The 18014-nt window shown below is 56.2% G+C and carries 17 protein-coding genes; 6 read left to right on the forward strand and 11 right to left on the reverse strand.

Annotated features, from left to right (window positions below):
* Positions 1-472 precede the first annotated feature (472 nt).
* Entirely contained in the window at positions 473-2275 is a 1803-nt protein-coding gene (locus SPI05_RS04550) for an RNA polymerase sigma factor (protein ID WP_321076544.1), read from the reverse strand.
* Between the two features lie 97 nt (positions 2276-2372).
* On the opposite strand from SPI05_RS04550, the gene SPI05_RS04555 reads away from it, so the two are divergent.
* Entirely contained in the window at positions 2373-3458 is a 1086-nt protein-coding gene (locus tag SPI05_RS04555; protein ID WP_321076546.1) for a polyprenyl synthetase family protein, read from the forward strand.
* Here the strand turns inward: SPI05_RS04555 and SPI05_RS04560 are convergent.
* A complete protein-coding gene (locus SPI05_RS04560; RefSeq protein WP_321076548.1) occupies positions 3455-3826 on the reverse strand; it encodes an Rv2175c family DNA-binding protein in 372 nt (123 codons plus the stop codon). The two genes, SPI05_RS04555 and SPI05_RS04560, sit on opposite strands and share 4 nt — an antisense overlap.
* An 80-nt stretch (positions 3827-3906) precedes the next feature.
* Between SPI05_RS04560 and pknB the strand changes: the two genes are divergently transcribed.
* A complete protein-coding gene (gene pknB, locus SPI05_RS04565) occupies positions 3907-5997 on the forward strand; it encodes a Stk1 family PASTA domain-containing Ser/Thr kinase (RefSeq protein WP_321076549.1) in 2091 nt (696 codons plus the stop codon).
* Positions 5998-6080: 83 nt separating this feature from the next.
* On the opposite strand, the gene SPI05_RS04570 is transcribed toward pknB, so the two are convergent.
* The 3 genes from SPI05_RS04570 to SPI05_RS04580 all read right to left on the reverse strand — a co-directional run bounded on the left by SPI05_RS04570 (position 6081) and on the right by SPI05_RS04580 (position 9622).
* Positions 6081-7475 (reverse strand): class II 3-deoxy-7-phosphoheptulonate synthase, encoded by a 1395-nt coding sequence (locus SPI05_RS04570; RefSeq protein WP_321076551.1) that lies wholly within the window; start codon positions 7473-7475, stop codon positions 6081-6083.
* 101 nt (positions 7476-7576) lie between these two features.
* Positions 7577-8776, reverse strand: coding sequence for a pyrophosphate--fructose-6-phosphate 1-phosphotransferase (locus SPI05_RS04575; protein ID WP_321076553.1), 1200 nt, complete (start codon positions 8774-8776; stop codon positions 7577-7579).
* 36 nt (positions 8777-8812) lie between these two features.
* A complete protein-coding gene (locus tag SPI05_RS04580) occupies positions 8813-9622 on the reverse strand; it encodes a lysophospholipid acyltransferase family protein (RefSeq protein ID WP_321076555.1) in 810 nt (269 codons plus the stop codon).
* 45 nt (positions 9623-9667) lie between these two features.
* On the opposite strand from SPI05_RS04580, the gene SPI05_RS04585 reads away from it, so the two are divergent.
* Positions 9668-10012 carry a hypothetical protein gene (locus tag SPI05_RS04585; protein WP_295027566.1) on the forward strand — a complete coding sequence of 115 codons (345 nt, stop codon included), beginning with the start codon at positions 9668-9670 and terminating at the stop codon, positions 10010-10012.
* A 5-nt stretch (positions 10013-10017) separates the two neighbouring features.
* Here the strand turns inward: SPI05_RS04585 and SPI05_RS04590 are convergent, their stop codons facing one another.
* From SPI05_RS04590 to SPI05_RS04615, 6 genes are all read right to left on the reverse strand, one after another.
* Positions 10018-10422 (reverse strand): DNA-binding response regulator, encoded by a 405-nt coding sequence (locus SPI05_RS04590; RefSeq protein ID WP_321076557.1) that lies wholly within the window; start codon positions 10420-10422, stop codon positions 10018-10020.
* 134 nt (positions 10423-10556) lie between these two features.
* Positions 10557-11612 carry an FKBP-type peptidyl-prolyl cis-trans isomerase gene (locus SPI05_RS04595; RefSeq protein ID WP_321076559.1) on the reverse strand — a complete coding sequence of 352 codons (1056 nt, stop codon included), beginning with the start codon at positions 11610-11612 and terminating at the stop codon, positions 10557-10559.
* Positions 11613-11664: 52 nt separating this feature from the next.
* Entirely contained in the window at positions 11665-12549 is an 885-nt protein-coding gene (locus tag SPI05_RS04600) for an FKBP-type peptidyl-prolyl cis-trans isomerase (protein WP_321076561.1), read from the reverse strand.
* Between the two features lie 190 nt (positions 12550-12739).
* Positions 12740-13084: an iron-sulfur cluster insertion protein ErpA gene (erpA, locus tag SPI05_RS04605; RefSeq protein ID WP_321076563.1), complete on the reverse strand. Its 345-nt coding sequence runs from the start codon at positions 13082-13084 to the stop codon at positions 12740-12742.
* Positions 13085-13207: 123 nt separating this feature from the next.
* Positions 13208-13693 carry a hypothetical protein gene (locus SPI05_RS04610; protein ID WP_321076565.1) on the reverse strand — a complete coding sequence of 162 codons (486 nt, stop codon included), beginning with the start codon at positions 13691-13693 and terminating at the stop codon, positions 13208-13210.
* Positions 13694-13703: 10 nt separating this feature from the next.
* A complete protein-coding gene (locus SPI05_RS04615) occupies positions 13704-15077 on the reverse strand; it encodes a dipeptidase (protein WP_321076567.1) in 1374 nt (457 codons plus the stop codon).
* Positions 15078-15160: 83 nt separating this feature from the next.
* Here SPI05_RS04615 and SPI05_RS04620 point away from each other — a divergent pair, with 83 nt between their 5' ends.
* From SPI05_RS04620 to SPI05_RS04630, 3 genes are all read left to right on the forward strand, one after another.
* Complete coding sequence (locus SPI05_RS04620) at positions 15161-15796, forward strand: DUF3043 domain-containing protein (RefSeq protein WP_298635841.1); 636 nt, start codon at positions 15161-15163, stop codon at positions 15794-15796.
* A 96-nt stretch (positions 15797-15892) separates the two neighbouring features.
* A complete protein-coding gene (locus SPI05_RS04625; protein WP_321076572.1) occupies positions 15893-16897 on the forward strand; it encodes an aldo/keto reductase family protein in 1005 nt (334 codons plus the stop codon).
* Positions 16898-16933: 36 nt separating this feature from the next.
* The gene (locus SPI05_RS04630) at positions 16934-17980 is read left to right on the forward strand and encodes a quinone-dependent dihydroorotate dehydrogenase (RefSeq protein ID WP_321076574.1); all 1047 of its coding nucleotides are present in this window, start codon (positions 16934-16936) and stop codon (positions 17978-17980) included.
* Positions 17981-18014: the final 34 nt, after the last annotated feature.

The raw sequence follows: 18014 nt of genomic DNA on the forward strand, positions 1-18014 counted from the left end.
GCCTCCGAGCTTGATTTCAATCAACGCGTATCTGCCGTCATCTAGGTGGGCGACGGTGTCGCACTCCAAGCCGTTTTTGTCTCGGTAGTGGAACAGGGTTCTGCCCAGTGCCTCAAGAGAGCTGCTTACCATGCCTAGGCACATCCCCCGCGACTCGTGGGATGCATATTTCGCCCGAACCTTTCCTAGGAATTACGGCATTCCTGAACCGTTTTATGTAAAATGGCGCGATTCTGTTAGGTAATTCGGCGGGAATGAATGAAGTAGAGGGCTCTAGTGTGAGTCGAGCGTCTGATATGAATGGCTGCGGTACTCGTGGTGGTGGGGTTTTGGGGTCTGGGCGGGTGGATGGTTCGGTGTTTGGGGGTTATAAGGTGGGATTTGGGCTGTAGCTGCCAATAATGGCAGCTACAGCCCAAATCCCCCCCTTTATCACCAAACGCCAGCCGAACCGCGATAGCACAGGTCGCTATTAGTTCAAGTAATCGCGCAAAGATTGGGAACGAGCCGGGTGGCGCAACTTAGACATAGTCTTCGCTTCAATCTGGCGGATACGCTCACGGGTGACCCCGTAGCGGCGCCCGATTTCGTCCAAAGTCTTGGGCTGGCCATCTTTGAGGCCGAAACGCATGGCAATCACGCCGGATTCCCGCTCGCTCAACGTGTCCAAAACACGCTGCAGCTGTTCTTGGAGCATCATAAAGCTGACCGCGTCGGCGGGAACCACTGCTTCGGAATCTTCAATCAAATCCCCGAATTCGGAGTCGCCATCCTCACCCAGCGGGGTGTGCAAGGAAATCGGCTCGCGACCGTATTTCTGGACTTCCACGACCTTTTCCGGGGTCATCTCAAGTTCTTGTGCCAGCTCGTCTGGGGTGGGTTCGCGTCCCAGATCCTGCAGCATTTGGCGCTGCACCCGCGCCAGTTTATTGATGACTTCCACCATGTGAACGGGGATACGAATCGTGCGCGCCTGATCCGCCATAGCGCGGGTGATGGCCTGTCGAATCCACCAGGTGGCGTAGGTTGAGAACTTGTAGCCCTTGGAATAATCGAACTTTTCCACCGCGCGAATCAGACCCAGGTTGCCCTCTTGAATCAAGTCAAGGAACAACATACCGCGCCCGGTATATTTCTTTGCCAGGGCTACCACCAGACGCAGGTTCGCCTCCAGCAGGTGGTTCTTGGCCATTTGCCCGTCTTGAACCACATAGTGCAGTTCCCGAATCTCTTTCGGAGTCATGGTTTCCTGCTTGGTTTTCAACAGGTGATCCGCGTAGAGTCCGGCCTCAATTCGCTTGGACAGGTCCACTTCCTGTTCCGCGTTCAGCAGCGCGACTTTACCAATTTGCTTCAGGTAATCCTTAACCGGATCGGAAGTCGCCCCAGCTACGGTAACTTTTTGAGCCGGCTCGTCCGCATCGTCTTTTTCTGAAAGGGTGTATTCCGCACTCGTCGAGTTTTTAGTTTTAGAATCCTGCTTGACGTCGTTGTCTTTCGACTTGTCCTCGCGGGAAGTGTCCTCATCCTCAGTTTCTTCAGCGTCTTCTTCGCTGTCTGAGTCTTCTTCCTCGTCAGTCTCGTCGTCGTCCTCGAGGTTTTCTAAGTCCTCATCCGCGATTTCCGTGTCTTCCAGTTCGCCTTCATCAGGTTCGCTGTCTTTGTCTTCGACTTCTTCCTCGATTTCTTCCTCAGGCTCTAGCGCCTGAGTTTTTACAGACTCTTCGGGTAATTCTTGATCTGTTACGGACTTCTTCCGCTTCGCTCCTGTGCCAGCCGCTGTGGCGCTTGCCTTGGCGGCCCGGGGTTTACGGGCGGTACTCTGTTTACTCACTGTCTGCTTGGTCCCGGCCTTCACGGTTGTTTTAGCAGCAGAGCGCGCGCTAGCTTTCGGTGTCGTTTTCTCGCCAGATTTTGCACTAGTCTTGGTGGTCGCTTTGTCCGTAGTCTTCGTGGAGGTCTTGGCGTCCGGTTTAGAGGTAGTTTTCGCAGAAGTTTTCGTGCCAGTCTTTGCACTGGTTTTCGCAGTAGTCTTGGTGGCTTTCGCTGCGGTGCTCCGGTTTCCGGTCGTGGCCTTGGCTTTCGTCGAAGACTTGCCGGTTGATTTCGTATCCGACCGTGTCGTTGAGGCTTTCTGTCCTGCCGCAGACCTGGTGGTGGCTTTCCTAGTAGTGGAACCAGCCTTGGTGGCTGCTGCTGATTTACCGGCAGTCTTACGAGTGGTGGAAGTGCTGGTTTCGCCTTGATTTTCAATAGGCTTTTCGCTGGTAGACACCGAGAACCTTTCGCATTGAGGATTTGTTTCAAAACGTACAAGGCACAATTATAATTTCATACTAACAAAATTGCTCATGACATGGTAAATTTGGGTCATGCTCGAGGAGATTTCCCTAATAGCTGACGTGCGCTCTGAGGTCAGCGCCCGCCTCACTGAACCGTGGAAATATTGCACCAGTAAAGCCTTAACTATCACCCAACTTGACGAATTCTCTGGTCCCACTATCGGCCTACTCGCTCGCGGTAAGCGTTTCCGGGCTATCGCCGCCTACATGGGGTGGATTAGCGCCGCTGGCCCTCTCAAAACGGATGAAATTCCCGGCCAACTTCTGGACCTGGGCACCAGCCTCGAGCTTTTCCAGGCTTCGGCCCTAGTTCACGATGACATTATTGACGACGCCATCAAACGCCGTGGCCTGCCTTCCGCACAAATCGCATTTATGACTTCCTTCCCCATGGGTGGACCTCGTTTCGGCGACTCCGCCGCTATTCTGTGGGGTGATTTGCTCTATGCGGCAGCGAACTCTTACTTTTCCCAAGCTATCAGCACGCTCTCTATGGATAATGCGCGCCGGGCCAGCAATCTCTACGTTTCGATGCAAGCCGAAGTCGCCTACGGACAGTTCCTCGACCTTTCCGCTGAGACTAGCGAGATTTCCCCCGATATGCCCCCATCTCGGGACGCGGCTATGGAAATCATCAAGCACAAGACCGCGCGTTATTCCGTGGTGATACCGCTGTTGTTGGGGGCGGCGTTGCGCGGTGCCAGTGATTCCCTGATGGAACAGTTGGAAGGTTTTGCCACTCCCCTGGGTGTGGCTTACCAGCTTCGCGATGACGATTTGGGCATTTTCGGCGATCAAGAACTGACCGGGAAACCAGCAGGCGACGATATTCGTTCCGGCAAACGCACCGCACAACTCGCCCTCGCTTGGGAAATGACTGATGACCAGGGACGGGACTACTTGATGCGCTATTGGGGAGCGCCAGACTTAACTCCGCCCATAATTGACAATATTTGCGCCATCATCACCGGTTCCGGAGCTCGTCGCGCCATTTCGGATTTGATGAATGAGCATCTGGAACAATCCCAGAGATTCCTTGATGCCATGCCGTGCGATGCGGAAGTGAAACGGCAACTTGCAGACTTCGGTTCCTCCCTGGTGAACCGCGCCAACTAGAGAGCCAAGGCTCCAGCCACTCGGCGCACAGCTTTCTTGCGCCCCGCCCGCAGAGCATTCAGCGGGGTGTCCCCCAAACTGTCATCCTCGCTCAACATCCAGTTCATCGCTTCGGCATCACTGAACCCGCCGTCACGCAGCAGGATTAGGGTGCCCCGCAGAACCTCCAGCGGACCGCGGTAGTCCCCCTCAGACTCGGCAGCCACCAGGAAAACCTGGGGAATGCGCAACTTTCCGTCCTCTGGCGAAGGCAGGGCCAGCAGGGATACATCTTTCAACCAGGAGCGAATAGCCTTCGCTTCCACGCCCAGATAAGCCGCCGCTTCACTGATAGTCAGCCAGCTATATTCCTTCCAGATATCACTCACAATGCAAAACTAATGCAAAAAGCGGCGCGTCACGGGGAGGGACACAGAAATACCGGACAATTTAACCTAGACTTTTGGGCGTGAGTGACGAAGAAAAGGAAAATTTTGACGGTACCGGAGCCACGACCGCGGTACCGGCGCCAAAACCGACTTCTACGGGACGTCACTCTAACGGCAATATGCCCGATTCTTTCCCGCCGGCTCAGCCCACCCCCGCAGCCCCGAAAGCTGCGCCGGAGCCCTCGGATCGCCTGGTAGGACAGACTATTGATGCCCGTTATGTTATTGAAAAGCGAATTGCCCGCGGCGGGATGGCTACTGTCTATCGAGCGCGAGACACCCGCTTAGACCGGCCGGTGGCCTTGAAAATCATGTATCCGCACCTGGCAGAGTCGGCGGACTTTGTCGCTCGGTTTCGCCGGGAGGCGCGGGCAGCCGCGAAGTTAACACATCCCGGTGTGGTCGCGGTGTATGACCAAGGCAGCGCCCAAGGTTCTAGCTACCTGGTGATGGAACTGATAAAAGGCCCAAACCTGCGTACTTACCTGCGTTCGCAGGGCTGTCTGACGGTGGGCGAGACTCTCAAAATCACCAAAGAAATCCTCCAGGCTCTCGCTGCCGCTCACCGTTCCGGCTTGATTCATCGTGATGTAAAGCCAGAAAACGTGCTGCTGCCAGAAACCGGCCAAGTTAAAGTTGCCGATTTTGGTTTGGCACGCGCCGCCTCCGAAGTCACGGCTGCTACTACCGGCTCAATCCTGGGGACGGTAGCGTATCTATCTCCCGAAACTGTCTCTGGAACCGCCGCAGATTCCCGCGTCGATGTTTACGCTACCGGCATCATGATTTTCGAACTCTTAGCGGGAGTTCCCCCGTTTTCTGGCGATTCTCCCATCCAAATCGCTTACGCCCACGTGCATGAAGACGTCCCGCATATCAAGGAGACCGAGCCTTGGGTCCCGCAGCCCGTCGACGACCTGATTGCGAAACTCACAACGCGCGACCCTGCCAAACGGCCTTTGAACGGGGACGCCGCCCTGGAACTGGTCAACCAAACCATTGCCGAACTGGACCCCAACGAGATGGAACTGCGCGGGGACACTCCACCGGCAACCAAGCCTGCCGATTCGGACTCTGACCAGGAGCTGACTCCGACTCTCAGTGAAGTTCCGCTCCCTGGTGCCCCTGGTTCTCCCTCGCATCACAAGTCCTGGTGGAAGCGTCGCCGGGGACGTCAATCAGAGTCCGCACTGGACTCCGCAACTCCATCCGAAGGCGCCACCCGCAGCAAGACACGGGGACGTTTGATTGGGGGAATCGTCGGCGCTATAGTCCTCTTGGCCGCCATCCTGACCTGGTTCTTTATGTGGGGACCGGGATCGTTTAGACCCATGGTGGACGTGGTCAATCAACAGTGGCCGGATGCCTCCAAATCCCTCACCGCTGCTGATGTGACTTTTGAACGAGTGGATGTGTTCGATGACAACATTCCGGCCGGTAACGTGGCTCGCACCAATCCTGCGCCCGGTAAACCGCTGGGCCGTTTTCAGACTGCAAAGATTTTTGTGTCCAAGGGCATCGAAATGCTGACTATGCCCGATTTGACCGGAAAAACCCGTGAGGAAGCCCTGGAGCTGGTGAAAAAGGCTCGCTTTAACACTCCGCAAATCAGCGAGGACTTCCACGACACCGTGCCGGAAGGCCAAATTTCTTCCCAAGACCCGGCTCCCAATGCCAGCGTGGCACACAACACCATCGTAAAAATTACGGTTTCCAAGGGACGCCAACCGGTTTCAATGCCAAATTTGGTTGGTAAACCGAGCCAGGAAGCTCAAAACGAGTTGACGCAGGTCGGTTTGCAGCCCCAGGTCACGGAAGACTTCTCAGATAGCGTTCCCAAGGGCAAGGTCATCAGCCAAAGCGTGGCGCCCAACACCACGGTTCACCGTCTGGATCAGGTTAACCTGGTGATTTCTAAAGGTCCGGAAGTAGTAGCGGTGCCTAATGTCTTTGGTAAGAGTGAAGGTGACGCGCGCGCCGCCCTAGAATCCGCTGGCTTTACAGTCAATGTAAAACGGACTTTCGGGGATTCCAAACGGGTTTTGAATTCCAATCCTAGCGCCGGAACTCAGGCAAAAGTCGGCTCCACGGTGACCATTACCCTGTTCTGAGCGCGCTTGATACCCGGGCGAACCGGAGTCCGTCCCTCGACAATCCCCAACAGGTTAACGCCGCGCCGCGCGCAAGGCGCGGATTAAAAACCTAGAGCCGGAAAGTTCTCTAAGTCCGCCGGTTGAATCCCCGGCTTCGCCTGAGCCAGCATTTGCGCCACCAGGAAAGCCAGTTCCAGTGCTTGTTGGTGGTTCAGACGGGGATCGACCAAGGTTTCATAACGGTTCGCCAGAGCGGATTCATCGATGGTTTCCGTACCGCCAACGATTTCGGTCACGTCCTCGCCCGTCAGTTCCACGTGAATGCCCCCAGGAACTGTCCCCACGGCCTCGTGCGCAGCAAAGAAACCCCGCACCTCGTCCAGAATCGTCTCAAAGTGACGGGTTTTGTAGCCCGAACCGGTCTTTACCGTGTTGCCGTGCATCGGATCGCACATCCACACAATAGGGGTGCCGGTGTCTTTGCCGGCTTGCAACAGGGCAGGAAGTTTTTCCCTAATGTTGCTGGCCCCCATCCGGGTGATGAAAGTCAGGCGTCCCGCCAGCCCCTCCGGATTCAACCGTTCCACAAGCTCTGTCACGTCATCAGGAGTCGAGTTCGGTCCCAGCTTAACTCCCAGGGGATTCTTCACTTGAGACAGCAAAGCCACGTGCGCCCCGTCCACCTGGCGGGTGCGTTCCCCAATCCACAGGAAGTGCGCGGACGTGTCATACAAATCGCCACTGATGGAATCCACCCGAGTTAGGGCGCTTTCGTATTCTAGGAGGAGCGCTTCGTGTGAGGCATAGAAATCGGTGGTTCGCAGCGCATCCGAGGGAACCCCGGTAGCTTTCATAAACTGCATGGCCGCGTCAATCGCGGTAGCTAAATCGTCAAATTTCGAGTAAGCCCGGTTGCGCATAAAGCCTTTGTTCCACTCGTGGACTCGGCGCATATCCGCGTAACCGCCCTGGGTGAAAGCTCGAATCAGGTTCAGCGTGGCGGCGGAGTATTGGTAGCAGGACATGAGCCGGCGCGGGTCGGGAGTGCGCGAGTCCGCGTTGAACTCGTGTCCGTTGACTGCGTCGCCTCGGTAGGATTCCAAAGTCACCCCGTCGCGGGTTTCCGTGTCAGAAGAGCGGGGTTTGGCGTATTGGCCGGCCATGCGGCCCATTTTGATGATGGGCAGTCCCCCGCCGTAAGCCAGAACGACTGCCATTTGCAGGATGGTCTGAATTATTAGTTTCAGGTGGTCGGCTGTGGATTCTGCGAAAGTTTCGGCACAGTCCCCGCCGGTCAGCACGAAAGCCTCGCCGACACAGGCTTGGGCCATCAAGTTTTGCAACTCGTTGACCTCTCCAGCAAAAACCAGCGGCGGGCGCTGCTTCAGAGCGGCACAGACCTCGGTGACCTTGGCCGGGTCGGGATAGTGTGGCTGCTGGAAAGCAGCTGCGCCGCGCCAGACAGTTTCAAAATCCCGTAGTGTATTCAAGACCATTTCCCGCGTTCCCATTTCGTGTTTGCCATTAAAAGCCCTAGCTCCGGGCAACTATCCTATAGTTTAACCCGGAGCGAGGCAGGTGAGAAAACCTGAAAAACCTAGGCTTGGCCAATCTCCTGGAGCATCTGACGGAACCACGGCAGGTTCACGTCGAAAGGCTTGCCGCCCTTGATGCGCTGGAAATCGATACAGCTCAAACGGTTGCCATTTTCCTCATCGTGCCCAATGACCCCGGATTCTCCCGCGATAGCGCACTGCACGCCCAGGTCCACCATGCCCTTGATGAGCTGCAAGTCAGCTTGATTGGACGGGGCGGAACGCGCGAAGTAGCCGGATTTTTGAACCAGGACTTTTTCAGCGTCTAATGCCTTGGCAAACCGCTTGGCAAAGTATTGTCCCGGATTGATTTCGTCCAGGCGCACGTGGCCGAACGCATCACGATTGACGACCTGGTTCTGAGCCTCCATCTCGGCCACAATGTCCATGACTCCGGCGCCTTCGGACAGGAAAATGTTGACGGTGTCGTTTTCGTCCATAATTTTCTTGAGCCGTTTGCCTTCGGCTTCGATGTCCATATGCATCTCTGGCACGTAGATACCGTTGATATCCCAGTGTTTACGGTCCAACCCCACCGACGGCACAAAGGTTTGCTGATCCAGCCACTCGCGATACAGCTTTGCCGAGTACGCCGTCAGCCAGCCACAGTTACGTCCCATTACCTCGTGCACAATGAGCATCCGCGGAGATACCCGGGATTCGGAAATGATGTGCTGGGCAAAAATGGAAGTATTTTCGGCTGCCGTGTAGGCACCCAAAGATTGACGAATCGGCACCACGTCGTTGTCAATCGTCTTGGGCAAGCCCACCACCGTGAGGTGATGTTTGTGTTCCTCGAGGTAAGCTGCCAAATCCGCGGCGGTCGTGTTCGTATCGTCCCCACCGATGGTGTGCAGTACATCTACACCGTCCTTTACCAGCTGGTCGGCGGCGACTTTCAGGGCGTCCTCACCCTCCTTGATAAGACCGCGTTTCACCAGATCGGCGGTGTTCGTCAGCTTGACTCGGGAGTTACCGATGGGTGAACCGCCATAGAGCTGCAAACGAGCGGCATGAGCTCGGGCGTCATCATCAATCTGCAAATACTTGCCGGTCAGCAGACCGTGATAGCCGTGCTCATAAGCGATGATGTCCACCTCCGGTTCCAACTCGGTGTACCGTTCAATCAACATGCCCACCGCGGTGGACAGGCACGGCGCAAAACCACCGGCCGTCAACAGAGCTACTCGCTTCAGAGCCATATTTCTGCCTTTCTCGTTGTCCGATTTCTTAACATTCTAGGATTCATCGCCGGGTTGGGTGGCTAAGTCTGGTGTGGTATCCGGCTGTTCCTCGGAAGTGGAAGTATCCGAAGTCTCAGCCTCACTTGGGGCTGTTTCGGAATCTTTGCCGGCGTCCCTACTAGATTTTCGCTGTGCCTCCAGGCGTTTTTTCACATTGGCGGCATATTCATCAACATATTCCTGCCCAGACAGCAGCATCAGGTCATACATGACTTCATCGGTTATGGAACGCAGTACGTAGCGATTGTTTTCCATACCTTTGTAGCGGGAGAAATCCAGAGGTTTTCCGATAATGACCCCGATACGCTCCAGCTTGGGGATGGTCTTGCCGATAGGCTGCGATTTGTTCGTTCCCACCATCGCCACCGGAATAATCGGAGCGCCGCTGATGAGCGATAGCCGAGCAATCCCAGTTTTGCCTCGATAAAGCCTGCCGTCAGGGGAGCGTGTGCCTTCGGGATAGATACCGAATAAACCGCCACGTTCCAGAACTTGCAGGCCTTTATCCAAAGCGACCTGGGAGGCTTTGCCGCCGGAACGGTCTACCGGAATAACCCCCACGGACTGCATAAAATGCTTGGTAATCCAGCCTTTAAATCCGGTGCCGGTAAAGTAATCGGACTTCCCGACGAAGGTGATTTCCCGCTTGGTCATCAAAGGGAGGAACACCGAGTCGATGACGGCGAGGTGATTGGAAGCCAAAATTGCCGGTCCGGTTTCGGGGATGTTTTCCGCTCCGCGTATCCATGGCTGAAACAAGAGGCGTAACAACGGTCCGGCGACAATCTTTGAGAATCTGTACACAGTCGATACCTCCAGTGCCCCAAGGGCTTCATGTATAGTTCAAATATGACGTTTCGTAAACGAAGCGGTCACAAGGATCGCGATGAGGAAACCCCTGAGGAGGTCAATCGCCGTTTCGAGCAACTCGCGGCGGCTACTCCTGAGCTCGGAGGTTTCGGACCTCGGGACTGGACTCCAGCGGAAGACAACGAAGGCTTCGTAGCGCCCAATCCCCCTTTACCGACTTTGCGCACTCACACTAAGGTCGGTTGGTTGCTGCTGGTTGCCGCCATCATCGGCTTTATAATCCTGGGGATTACCCAACCGGCTTATTCAGCAGTGGCAGCCACTATATGTTTGCTGGCCCTAGCGGTGGGGTTGGGTTTGCTCCTGCCCATCCGCCGTCGCTAAGGCTCTCAAGTAGTCTGTGAAAGAGCCTTTCTCAGAGCAGCCATCACAGCGTCAGCCTCGTAGGGAGCCGGCACGTTATAGCTCGCCCCGGACCAGCGCGACATCCATTCGTCCTGTTGGCGAGCCACCAGCATGATGATGGGCGGAACTTTATCCGCATGGATATTGAGCCAACGCGCCACCGATTGCCCACCCTCTTGATAAGTTTCAGCGTCAAGCACCAGAGCCGCATAGCGGTCCTCAGCGAAATTTTGTTTCACCGCATCCGGGGTCGCCACTTCCTGCCAGTCAATCGGCGGTATATCGAAACTACCGCTGAGTCCGGCTGCATCCATGACGGCTTGACGGGTATGGGGATTGCCACTGAAAAGCATAACTTGCACGGCATCGGTGCCTGCTTTTTCTTCCATAGAATTCGCTCCTTTACCAAAGACATGAACATTTTACCTACCGAGTGGGTGCGCGCCAAACAATTCTGTGGACGCCCCACCGATGGGTGTCGACCAAGCTCGCCGACTCGAAAATCCTGGTGACAATCGCTGCCCTATCCCAAGGTTGGCAGGGCGATAGCGTCTACGATATCGACGATCTGGACGACACCACGTGGCGCTGATTTGTTCGGAGGCCCCACCATCACCAGTCGAGAACCGACGGTTTTACCCACGGCTTTCATAGTTTCCGCATCTGCCCACAGCACGCCCTGACCGTTGATCCAGGTGGAAGTGGGCTTGTCTCCCCAAGAACCGGATACCACCACATATCCGACCTGGTCGCCGGCCTGAATGGGCTGTCCCTGCCCTTCCAGAGTCCAAACGTTCGTGGGCTGGCCGGGAACTTTTGAACCTTCGATGTAGGCCGGCTGTGGCTCAGCACCGGGACCGCAATAGATACGCAGACCATCGGGGAGCTTCGCCCCGGTAGGCTGTGATTGAGCCAAAAGCTGGGTGTAGGCTGCCAACTGGGTTTCTTGCGTTACCGGAGGCGCAAACAGTATGTCGATAACAAAAACCAACGTTTCGCCAGCCAGCGGGTGATCCTTGCCAGGTAAGGGCTGCCCGGCGTCTTTCGCGGCTTGTTCCCGTTCCGTGAGTTCCCCGTAAGCTAGGCGCGGCGGAATGACGAGCTCAATCCGATCCCCAACGTTGCGCCCGGACAAACCCCAGGTCCAGCCTTCGATAATGTTGTTGCCCAGTGAGAAGGAGGCGGGTTCTCCCTTTTGCCAGGAGTCGTCAAAGACTTCGCCGTTCCACTTTTGTCCCTTGTAATGGACGATGACATCAGCATTCGCGGAAACGACCGTCCCGGTGCCTTCATGCAGTACGGTACGAATGAAATCCTTGGGAGCCGGTCCCGTTCCCGCCGCAATGTTTGGTTCCGTCCCGAAGCTATCAGGTAAGTCCACCGCGGGAACCGGTCCGTTTTCTACCGGTTTTACCGCCGCAGGTTCCGCAGATGCGGCTGGGGTAATGGTCTTAACACAGCTCTTCGGGGTGGCTAGCGGGGCGTTTTGCTCTCTGGGAACCTCTTGACAAGCCGTTAAACCCGCGGCCGCCAAAGCAAACAGGGAGAGCACCGCTAGTTGTTTCTGTAGGTGTTGCAAGATTGTACCTCTTTTTCCAAAAATCAGGTTTCGTGTCCCTCACCATGCGTTGTCAACGTTTGGTATCGTAGGCAGAAACCAGCTGTAACAATGTTGCCTGGGGATCAGTCGTGGACGTAGCCGGAGTGACTACCAGTACCAAACTACCCAACGGTAAATTGGCCAGCTCTAAAGAATCAGCTGAAACCGAGATCAACTCACCGGCATTCCAGTCAGCCGCGGTGGTCTGTTTGTTCCAATCCGCACTGACTCGTTTCACGATGACGCCCTGCCCCGCTTTGACTGCCGGACCGTCGCCGGTGGCGTAGACCGCGGTGGATTGTCGGGACGGATACGACCCTGCGGCCACAGCGTTGACCGTGTAGGCACCCTGACCGTCCGTATCGATGCTAATACCATCCGGCAGCGGGTTATTGGTGGGAGTGACCTGGAACTTAGAGGCTGCGTCCGCGGGCACCGCTAAACGCACGTCCACCACGTAGGCCAGCGTGTCGCCCTTCTTAACCCCGATACTGCTGGCACCCATCTCGCCGTAGGCTTTACTCGGGGGCAGAATCAACATAACTCGCTGACCGACCTTGACCCCACGCAACTCTTTCCATCCTTCAATAGGCGGGTTAGCCAGCGAAATCGCACGCGGTCCAGCCGCATCGGTGATGGTGGAATCAGGCATTAAAGCTCCGCCCCAAACTTTGCCGTAGTAATCCACAACGACAAGGTCGCCGTCCTTGACCTCCTCACCTTTCCCGTTGCCGTCATCAAGCACCTTCATCACGGGTACTTCTGGCGGGGGGACTGCCGGAAAATTAATCTCCGGTACCGTCCCGAACTGGGGTGAAGCCACAGTAGGCATCTCGCTACCAGCGGGTTTGGAACAGGCAGACAGTGACAGTGCGAGGCTGGCGGCCGCTAGGGCGAAAGCAATTTTTCGTAACACGATACTCCCTGGAATACTCAAGTTCAGATTCGTTTAAACTTGATTTTACCTTGAATAAGTCGACATCCGAGCCTAATCGTTATCGGCTTTTCAACTTTGTCGCTCCACCCCGTCGTTTGCACCGCTTCAGAACTATAAAAAACGGCGAGCCCAGATAACCAGGCTCGCCGTGACTTTTCGTAGCTTTTTTCTAGTGGAAAGATCCCCCACAAGAACAGGTATTGACCGCATTGGGGTTATCGATAACGAACCCGGTCTGAGCCAGGGTGTCCTGGAAATCAACCGTGGCGCCAGCCAGGTAGGGTACGCTCATTTTGTCAACGACCAGCTCAACGCCATCGAAATCCCGTACCGCATCGTCTTGGGACAGTTCGTCGTCGAATTCGAGCTGGTAAATCAAACCGGAACAACCCCCGGGAGCTACTCCCACGCGCAGCCGCAAATCATCACGGCCTTCCTGTTCCAGTAAGGATTTAATCTTGGCTACTGCGGCATCGGTCAAAGTGACCTCATGGGTCAAAGAAGCGGTCTCCATCTATATTTCCTTTCCTGCAAAAGACACTGTGACTTAGTCTAACCTTATTTATGTCGTATTTCTTCCTCAGTTTTGAAACCGTCCTGACCTAGGCGTATGGCCGCTGAGCATAGCTTGTTGCTCTCAATCGGGCAGATGCCAGGTTTGGCCCAGAATCCGTCCCCACTCAGTCGCCCCGCGCTGGGGATGTTCGGCGAGAAAGTAGGCTTGCGCGATGCCTGTTTCTTGCAGCTGGCGGCGCGAAAGCGGGGAATCCGCGGCCAAGACCACCACTGGTTGAAAGCCTCGCCGCGCCGCCCGAGCCACGACCAGGTTTGCCAAGTCAGCTGGGCCGGGCACATCGGTGATTTCCGGCTGGATGACCAGGTATATATCGGCCTGCGTGTCCAGCCGGACTTCCCGTGGACTGGCAATGGTCAGTCCTTTCACAAGCGCGGTGCCGGTGCTGTCCGGGTCGGGAGCGTCCGGGTTCACACCCTGCGCTTGTGCCGGCTGCAAATTCGCTACGTCCAGGTGCAGGGTGTCCGCCGGATGGTACTGGCTCCACGCCTCGCAAAAGTCCTGGGCAAAATCGGCGAATTCGAGAGTCGCCAGAATCTGAATCCGCACCGGGTTGAACCTAACTGAGCGCCGGGGCAGAGCCGTTGACCAAACGCCCCAACAGCAGGGTTTCGGCCAGCACGGCTCCTTGCAAATCCGCTAAATCTTGAGACTCGTTCTCAGAGTGGGCGTTGGTGTAGGGATCCTCGACCCCGGTCACGAGGACTTCGGCAGCGGGGAAAAACTCCTGGAACGTGGCGATAAACGGAATCGAACCGCCTTGCCCAATATTGACGCTCTTGACCCCAAACGCATCGGTCAAGGCTCCGTGCATCAAAGCCAGCACCGGAGAATCCAGATTGGCTGCATAAGTCGGACCGGTCTCCAGGCACTCCACGCTGACTTCGGCACCAAAAGGAGCGTTAGCTACCAGGTAATCCGATAGCGCTTGCGCCGCCTTTTGAGGATCCTGACCCGGTGCGATACGCATCGAAATCCGCGCTTTCGCCTGCGGGATAATCGTATTCGAGCTGGTCGCGATGCTGGGCGCGTCAATCCCGATGACACTGATGGCTGGTTGGGTCCACAGGCGGGAGGCGAGGTCACCAGTCCCCGTCAGTTCCAGCCCCGCCACAGCACCCATTTGTTTCCGCAAGTCATCTTCCGGGTAGTCCACGTCCGCCACCGGGTTCGCCACCAAACCCGGCACCGCCACACTGCCCTTCTGATCGTGCAAAGTGGCGATGAGCCGACACAGGCAGGTCAAGGCGTCTACGGTGACCCCGCCGAAAGCCCCGGAATGTACGGCGTGATCCAAAGTCTTGACATTCACGTCTACGCTCAACACGCCGCGCAGACCGGTGGTCAAGGCCGGCTGGTGAACGTCCCAGTTTCCGGAATCCGTCACGATGATGACATCAGCCTGCAGAAATTCCCGATTCTGTTCCAGGAAGGCGGTAAAGGTTGGAGAGCCGACTTCTTCCTCGCCTTCGATAAAGATTTTCACGTTGACGGGCAGTTCGTCACCCCATGCCCGCAGCATCCCCAAGTGAGTCGCCACCCCGGCTCCATCATCGCTGGCACCGCGGCCATAGAGACGGCCGTCGCGCTCCGCCGGCTCAAACGGATCTGAATCCCATTTGTCCAGGTCCCCGGTGGGCTGTACGTCATGGTGGGCATAGAGCAGCACGGTGGGGGCGCCAGCTGGTCCGGACTTTTCAGCCAAAACTGCGGGGCGAGAAACTAGCCCGGTTTCCGAATCCGTCACGGTCACAATACGTGCCGTGGCCCCGGCTGCCTCCAGATTCTTCACAATGTATTCCGCGCTGGCCTGCATATCCGAGGCGTGTTCCGGCAGCGAGGACACCGCAGGAATCCGCACCAAACCTTTTAAGAACTCGACTACATTGTTGAAATCGGCAGTTGCGCGTTCACGCAAGGTTACTTCCTCCACCGCATTTTCCTTTCCCTATTTTCGTTTGCCGGTCGCTTTCCCGGTTTTCCAACATAAAAAATCTGTGGCATGATTTGCCTATCATGAGTCTATTAAAAAAGCAGCAGCCAAGCGAAGCTGAAAACACGGGCGAATCGAAAACCGCCGTCAACCCACGCCAAAAGAAGGGGCCCACCCCTTCGCGCAAACAGCAGGAAGCCCGCAACTACCAGGGACTGCTGGGGGTTGACAAGAAAGTCGCGAAGGAACGGGCGCGCGCGGAATCTCGGCGCCGCTACGAGCGCGAGCAGGAAGGTCTGCGCACAGGTCGCGAGGATTTGCTGCCTTACCAGCATCGCGGCCAGGCTCGCCGAATGACCCGAGATTACATCGATTCTCGCTATTCTTTTGCCGAATTTATGATTGTGACGATGCTGGCGCTCATGGCTCTCAGCTTGATTGCTGTGTCAATTTTGAACCGGCACAACTCGGATTTGGCTCAAAAACTCAATACCTGGACTTTGATTGGTTCTTATGCTGTCTTGATTCTGGGCATGCTTGATGCCGGTTTCATCGCGGGACAAGCCCGGCGCAAAGTGGTGAAGCGTCTGGGTGCGGACAATGTGCCGCGCGGACTGCGCTGGTATGCATTTACGCGCGCCATCATGATTCGCCGGTGGCGCAGCCCGAAGCCGCAGGTGGGGCGCGGTAAGGCCGCTAAACAGCAGCAAGATTCCTAACGACTGCGCCGGCTTATTGTTAAATCAGCGTAAATTCAGCGTTTGCCATCCGTTAAGAGTCGCGGTCAAGGCTCTATAGCTTATAGACTGGGGATCATGGAAACACGTTATTTAGGCAACTCTGGACTTAAGATTTCTTCGCTGATTCTCGGTAACTGGCTCACCCACGGAGCCCAAATAGAGGACAAAACTGCGGAAAAAACCGTTCGGACCGCCCTTGAGAACGGAATTTTTACATTTGATACCGCTGATGTTTATGCCAATGGCGCTGCTGAAAAAGTCTTGGGGCGGGCTTTAAGGGACGTGGATCGTCAAGACTTGGTGCTGATGTCCAAAGTTTACTGGCCGGTTAAGGGCTTTGGGCCAAACGACGCCGGGCTGTCTCGCAAGCATATTTTTGAATCCTGCCATAACTCGTTGAAGCGACTGCGCACGGATTACCTGGATGTCTATCAGGCACATCGTTTCGATTACGAAACCCCGCTGGAAGAAACCATGCTGGCTTTTGCCGACTTGGTGCGGGCCGGAAAAATTCTCTACGTTGGGGTTTCCGAGTGGTATCCCGACCAGATTCGCGATGCGGCACATTTGGCTCGCGAACTGAAGATTCCCCTAATTTCTAACCAGGCTGAATACTCTCTGCTGTGGCGAGTTGTCGAAGACGGGGTCGTCGAGGCTTGCGAACACAACGGTATGGGACACTTGTGCTTCTCTCCCCTGGCACAAGGGGTGTTGACCGGAAAGTACCGTCCGGGGGAAACTCCGAAGGAAAAGACGCGTGCCGCCAGCAAAGTTGGAGGAAAGTTCATGCATCGCTGGATGCAGGACGACCTGCTGGCCGCAGTACAGGGATTGCGCCGGGTAGCAGAAGAAGCCGGTTGCCGCATGAATCAGCTAGCTTTGGCCTGGCTGCTGGCTCGCCCGAATGTTTCCGGCGTCATTATTGGAGCCTCCAAAGCGTCTCAGATTGAGGACAACTTGGGAGCTCTGGACGTGACTATTGACGACCATTTGAACGCTCTCATCGATGATGTGCTGGGTGATTTTGTGGTCCATACGCAGCCCGATGATTGCCACAAGTCTCCGTTGAAGCGTCCCTAGGGTCGTTCCTTTTCTGTCCCGACTAGACTTGTCTCTATGTACAAGTTTGTGTTTCGTCACCTTTTCGTGAAGCTCGACGCCGAATGGGTGCATCGCCGCGCAATCGACTGGCTGGAGTTCTGGGGGCGGTGTAGGTTGGCACGCCAGGCGGCTTCCCGAATAGTCCGCCGTGGCGAACCAACCTTTATCTGGCCTCTCCCCCGCCCAAATTTCGACCCCGACCTTTCGGGTAGAGAGTTTCGCACTTATGGCCCTCTGGGCTTGGCGGCAGGCATGGACAAAGAAGCCCGCGCTGTCGCCATGTGGGATGCGCTGGGCTTTGGATTCATGGAAATCGGCACCATCACTCCCCTGCCGCAACCCGGCAACAATCGTCCGCGCTTGTGGCGTATGCCGCAACAGCGAGCGCTACGCAACGCGATGGGCTTCAATAACGAAGGCGCGCGAGTGGCAGCCCGCCGGTTACGGCGCTGGCGAGCCGAATATGGAGAGCGCATCATCATCGGGGCCAATATCGGTAAGAATAAGGTCACTCCCCCCGAAAAAGCCGCGGCGGATTACCGTAAAGTTACGCGAGTATTGGCTGCCCTCGTAGATTTCCTGGTTATCAACGTGTCCTCACCAAACACCCCCGGATTGCGTGACCTGCAGGCGGTTTCTTCCCTGCGTCCCATCGTCAAAGCGGTGCAGCGCGAACTGAAACTCCAAGGGCTATCCGAGTTGCCCGTGTTTGTAAAAATCGCCCCGGATTTGGCTGATGAAGATGTCATTGCCGTGGCACAGCTGGCTATGGATGAGGGTTTAGCTGGGGTGGTGGCGACCAACACGACCATCAAGCACGATTTGGGTGCTGGCGGAGTGTCGGGCGCACCGTTGCGGAGCCGCGCCCTGGAGGTCGTTAAAGTGTTGCGAGCGAACCTGAGCCCTGAGCAAACCATTATCGGGGTCGGCGGCATCTCGACCGTTGACGATGCCCGAGCCATGCTGGCTGCCGGCGCGAACCTCATCGAAGGATTCTCGGCTTTCATTTATGAAGGCCCCGCCTGGCCGGCACGCCTCAATCGGGAACTGACTCACAGCTAGCTTCTGACCGGTCTGAGACGGCCTACCACCTCGC

It is taken from the genome of Mobiluncus sp., from assembly GCF_034180645.1.
Classification (GTDB): Bacteria; Actinomycetota; Actinomycetes; order Actinomycetales; family Actinomycetaceae; genus Mobiluncus.

Excerpts from the sequence above, each read along its gene's own strand:
- SPI05_RS04575 (WP_321076553.1), bottom strand. The coding sequence starts at position 8,776 with ATGGCTCTGAAGCGAGTAGCTCTGTTGACGGCCGGTGGTTTTGCGCCG.
- SPI05_RS04585 (WP_295027566.1), top strand. The coding sequence starts at position 9,668 with ATGACGTTTCGTAAACGAAGCGGTCACAAGGATCGCGATGAGGAAACC.
- SPI05_RS04555 (WP_321076546.1), top strand. The coding sequence starts at position 2,373 with ATGCTCGAGGAGATTTCCCTAATAGCTGACGTGCGCTCTGAGGTCAGC.
- SPI05_RS04620 (WP_298635841.1), top strand. The coding sequence starts at position 15,161 with ATGAGTCTATTAAAAAAGCAGCAGCCAAGCGAAGCTGAAAACACGGGC.
- erpA (WP_321076563.1), bottom strand. The coding sequence starts at position 13,084 with ATGGAGACCGCTTCTTTGACCCATGAGGTCACTTTGACCGATGCCGCA.
- SPI05_RS04590 (WP_321076557.1), bottom strand. The coding sequence starts at position 10,422 with ATGGAAGAAAAAGCAGGCACCGATGCCGTGCAAGTTATGCTTTTCAGT.
- SPI05_RS04570 (WP_321076551.1), bottom strand. The coding sequence starts at position 7,475 with ATGGTCTTGAATACACTACGGGATTTTGAAACTGTCTGGCGCGGCGCA.
- SPI05_RS04630 (WP_321076574.1), top strand. The coding sequence starts at position 16,934 with ATGTACAAGTTTGTGTTTCGTCACCTTTTCGTGAAGCTCGACGCCGAA.
- SPI05_RS04625 (WP_321076572.1), top strand. The coding sequence starts at position 15,893 with ATGGAAACACGTTATTTAGGCAACTCTGGACTTAAGATTTCTTCGCTG.